A 4,725-nucleotide genomic window follows, 5' to 3' on the forward strand; every position below is an offset into this window, starting at 1 on the left:
AAGTAGCTGGTTATAATTAAATTAAAAATGGATTTTAGGTTCGATCCCCCCTGCCCTCCTTGATAAGGTAGGGTTGATTCATGAATCAACCCTACCCTTGATAAGGGGGGTGTCTGATAATTTTTAACGCCTACCTACTTAAAACCCCAACACCCAACCCCTGACCAACTGATAAATTTTACTTATATAGAAAAATTTTGCTTCTGTTTGGGTACGTTAGTAGAAACACTTAACCATAAATACTTATGTCTTGGCATTCCCAAGTTGAACCGGCAATTATCCAAGGGGATTTCTGGCAAGTTAGCCAATTTTATCAAGAATTAATAGAAAAGGAACCCTTAGAAATTGGTCATTATTGGTATTTAGGATTAGCCTATCTTTTGGAAGCTAGGGAAGAAGAAGCACAAACCACTTGGTTATTCGTCCTCAGTCAAGGGGATGAAGGGGAAATGACTGCGTGGACAGCAGATTTAGTCAATATTTTGGATGGGGAAGCGCGAAGACAATTAGAGTTAGGCAATTTAGAAACCAGTTGGTTAATTCGAGGACATATTCGCGAGATTAGTCCCGATAATGTTGATAATTTACTGCGGTTTATTTTATTAGCAATTAATTTGAATTATTTTGAAAAAGAGCAGTTAAAAACTTGGTTATTTGTCGATGTGTTAAAAACAAATGATTGCCAGAGTATCGAGTTAAGTTTATTAGCAGAAGTTTTAGAAAAATTTCTCGATTATCAGATACCAGAAACTGTCCCTTACTTAGAGGCAATATTTCAATCTAACTGTCAGCGACAAACTTTCATCAAAGTAGTAGAAGCTAAAGTAACTTCTCTAACCATGAATAATAAACCATTGGCTATTGATATTATTAATGCTTGTTTAGCAGTGGAACCAGAGCAAATTTATCTGTTAGCTGAACTTTATCAATGTTATTTTGATAATCGAGATTTTGCCGATGCTATCCAAGTAGCTAATCAATTAAAAACAAGTTGTCAAGGGTTGCCTTCTCAAGCTGTAGCTGATTTTATTGCTCTTTATGTCAAATTATTTAGTGGTAATTGGGTCGATATTAAGGCAGATATTGAAGAATATGCAGAATCCTTGCAAAAAAGTATCACTAATCGAGAATGTCCAAGATTATTGGATGGACCATGCCTATCAATTGTATCCCCTCTAGTTTACCTAGAAGATAACCCAAGAAAAAACCGTTACATTAATAATTGTGTTGGTCAACTTTTTCAGGAATATGTTCGCAATAATTATAACCGTCATTCTCTGCAAAAATCGACTATTAAAGATGCCAATAAAGTTCTTAAAATTGGCTATATTGCCAATACTTTAGGTAATCATTCTATAGGATTAATCTCTAGATGGTTAATGAAGTATCATGACTATAACCAGTTTCATGTCTCTTTATACCTAGTATCTCAAAAAGAAGATTTTATTACTGAAAATGATTTTAAAAATCGGGTAAATGCTTGCTATAATTTACCGATTAAGCCTCTACTGATTGCTGAAAAAATTAGTCAGGATAATATTGATATTTTGGTAGATTTAGACGGCATCACTAATGAAGCAACTTGTCAAGTCATGGCACTAAAACCCGCACCAATACAAGTGACTTGGTTAGGTTTTGATGCGTCAGGAATTCCTGCAATTGATTACTATCTTGCTGATAATTACGTTTTACCAGCAGATGCACAGGAATATTACCGAGAAAAAATTTGGCGCTTACCTAATTCCTATATTTGTGTGGATGGTGTCGAGGTTGCTTCCCCTTCTCTCCGAAGGGATGATTTAGGGATTCCAGAGGATGCAATTAATTACTTAACCGCACAAACGGGGGTTAAACGTAACCCTGAAACTATTCGACTTCAGCTACAAATTTTAAAGGCAGTTCCTAATAGTTATTTGAGTATTCAAGGGTTAAGTGATGCTAAATCAGTGGAAAAATTATTTTTCAAAGTTGCCGAGGAAGAAGGAATTAATTATGAGAGATTAAAAATCTTACCCCTCTATCCCACAGGAATTTATCGAGCAAATTTAAGGATAGCTGATGTGGTTTTAGATACCTATCCTTTTACGGGAGGAATGACGACTTTAGATGTGCTGTGGATGGGGATTCCTTTGGTGACAAAAGTTGGTCAACAATGGTCATCGAGAAATAGTTATACTTTAATGGTTAATGCGGGAATTAGTGAAGGTATTGCTTGGAGTGATGAGGAGTATATCGATTGGGGAATTAAGTTAGGTAAGGATGAAAACCTGAGACGCAAAGTTATCGCTAAATTAGATGAATCTAGACAAACTTCCCCGCTTTGGAATGCACGTCAGTTTACTAAAGATGTGGAAAATGCCTATCGTCAAATGTGGCAAATCTATTGTGAAAGTTAATTAGGGAGAATTAAATCATGTCTTGGCAAAATGAAGTTAAAACCGCTTTAGAAAACAATCAATACGATATTGTTAGTCAGTTTTACGAAGAACTGATAGAAAGAGAACCCCTAGAAATTAGTCATTATTGGTATTTAGGATTAGCCTATCTTTTGCAAGGAAGAGAAGAAGAAGCACAAACTACTTGGTTATTTGTTTTCACTCAAGGGGATGAACAAGAAACCGAGTCATGGCTGCTAGAATTAAGCAATATTTTAGCAGCCGAAGCTAACCGACAATTAGAGTTAGAAAATCTAGAAATAAGTTGGTTAATTCGTAAACATCTACAGGAAATTAATCCCAGTTATCTCGATAATTTACTGCATTTAACTCTCGTTGAAATTAAATTAAATAGATTTCATCCTCAACAACTGCAAGAATGGCAAATACTAGAATTAATTACCCAGGGTTCAGTTAACTCTCAATTATTGGAACGGGTAGTGATTGCCGTCATGCCTTACGCTCATAAATATACCGTAGAATTAGTTCGGTTAAGTTTACCCTATCTTGACAATTCTCTAGAATTACTTAATCACGTCATCACTGTCACCCGACACTTTGCTTTTGAGAAATATCAACCTATTTATTCCGTTGACTTAGCGGAAGCTTTTCTTCCCCTTTATCCAGAAAGTTGGTACTTAGCCGTTAATTTATTCTGGTTTTATATCTCTTTAACTGACTATGAAAAAGCAATAAATTTAGTCAATAATTTGAAAGAGACAAGTCAAACGATTGATTTAAAAATGTTTAGTCAATCTCTTCTCTTTAATGGTTCTTTGCGAGCCTCAAAATGGAATGACATTCCTAGTATTTGTCAAGAGTATAAACACTTAATCAAAAAAATTCTAGAAGAAAAGCCTCAAGATATACATCCCTTAGTTCGGGAAGCTTTACTAACAGTTATGAATCCGATTTCTTACTATGAAGATAACCCGAAAGAGAATCGAACGCTTTTAAATCAGATTGGCAGTTTTTTCCAAAAAACCTACAAAGAAATGTTGGGTTTTCAAGAGGAAAGTTTTGACAAACCCAGAGAAGATAATGCAAATAAAAAACTTAAAATTGGTTACATTGCCCAAAGCTTAAAACGTCATCCCGTCGGTTTATTGAGTCGTTGGACTATTAATTATCACAATCGTGAGCAGTTTGATATTCACCTTTATATGGTGAGTCAACCTGTGGATGAAATAACTAAAAAATGGTTTTCTAATCCCGCAGATAAAATCTATCATGCTACTGCTGATTCCCTAGCAACCTACCGCAAAATTAAAGAAGATAACATCGATATTCTTGTGGACTTAGATAGTGGTACCGGGGCAATCGTTGCCCAAGTTATTGCCTTAAAACCTGCTCCTATTCAAGTTAACTGGTTAGGTTTTGATGGTTCCGGTTTACCCGCAGTAGATTATCTTTTAGCGGATGCTTATGTATTGCCAGAAAATGCCCAAGAATATTATCAGGAAAAAATCTGGCGTTTACCTAATGCTTTTGTCGCTGTGGATGGTTTTGAAATAGCCGTTCCTACCCTGCGAAGAGAAGATTTAGGTATTAATAATGATGCAGTTATTTACCTAAGTTCTCAAACGGCAATTAAGCGTAATCCGGCGATGATTCGCTTACAAATGCAAATCCTCAAATCCGTACCTAATAGTTATTTCCTAATTCAAGGAGTTGCTGATGATAATTCCCTCCTGGATTTATTCTGTCAAATTGCCGCAGAAGTTGGAGTAGAAACTAATCGAATTAAGATGCTTCCTCTCTATCAGACGGAAACCTACAGGGCAAATTTAGCCATCGCTGATGTGGTTTTGGACACCTATCCCTTTAATGGTGGTACAACCACCCTAGAAACCCTCTGGATGGGAATTCCTCTCGTGGTTAAAGTGGGGCAACAATGGTCATCGCGCAACGGTTATACTTTAATGATGAATGCGGGAATAACTGAGGGTATAGCTTGGAGTGATGAGGAATATGTGCAGTGGGGAATTAAGTTAGGATTGGATAAAAATTTAAGGGAAGAAGTCCGTTGGAAACTCCGAAAGTCTCGTCATACATCTCCCCTCTGGAATGCCAAACAATTTACCAGAGATTTAGAAACTGCTTATCAACAAATGTGGAATATTTATTGTCAATCTTAGAGGATAAAAACCAGAAGTGTTGAACGTTGAGAAAAGTCAGAAAAAAAATGCTATTATAGATAGAATCTAGACAACTTATTCCCCTCACAATAGGGAGTTTGCCCTGATGACGAATTTTTCAAAACTCATAAAAGAGCTTCTCAAACCACTGC

Annotated in this window: 2 protein-coding genes; both read left to right on the plus strand. The window is 36.1% G+C overall.

Annotation, left to right across the window (positions count from 1 at the left end):
* Positions 1-245: 245 nt before the first annotated feature.
* Positions 246-2,396 carry an O-linked N-acetylglucosamine transferase, SPINDLY family protein gene (locus O9334_RS22700; protein ID WP_288002711.1) on the plus strand — a complete coding sequence of 717 codons (2,151 nt, stop codon included), beginning with the start codon at positions 246-248 and terminating at the stop codon, positions 2,394-2,396.
* Positions 2,397-2,413: 17 nt separating this feature from the next.
* Positions 2,414-4,573, plus strand: a complete 2,160-nt coding sequence (locus tag O9334_RS22705) for an O-linked N-acetylglucosamine transferase, SPINDLY family protein (RefSeq protein ID WP_288002714.1) — start codon at positions 2,414-2,416, stop codon at positions 4,571-4,573.
* The last annotated feature ends 152 nt before the right edge of the window (positions 4,574-4,725 follow it).

The organism is Microcystis sp. LE19-8.1F (assembly GCF_027531715.1).
Taxonomy (GTDB): Bacteria; Cyanobacteriota; Cyanobacteriia; order Cyanobacteriales; family Microcystaceae; genus Microcystis; species Microcystis wesenbergii_A.

Coding starts and splice junctions, on each gene's coding strand:
- O9334_RS22700 (WP_288002711.1), top strand. CDS start 246: ATGTCTTGGCATTCCCAAGTTGAACCGGCAATTATCCAAGGGGATTTC.
- O9334_RS22705 (WP_288002714.1), top strand. CDS start 2,414: ATGTCTTGGCAAAATGAAGTTAAAACCGCTTTAGAAAACAATCAATAC.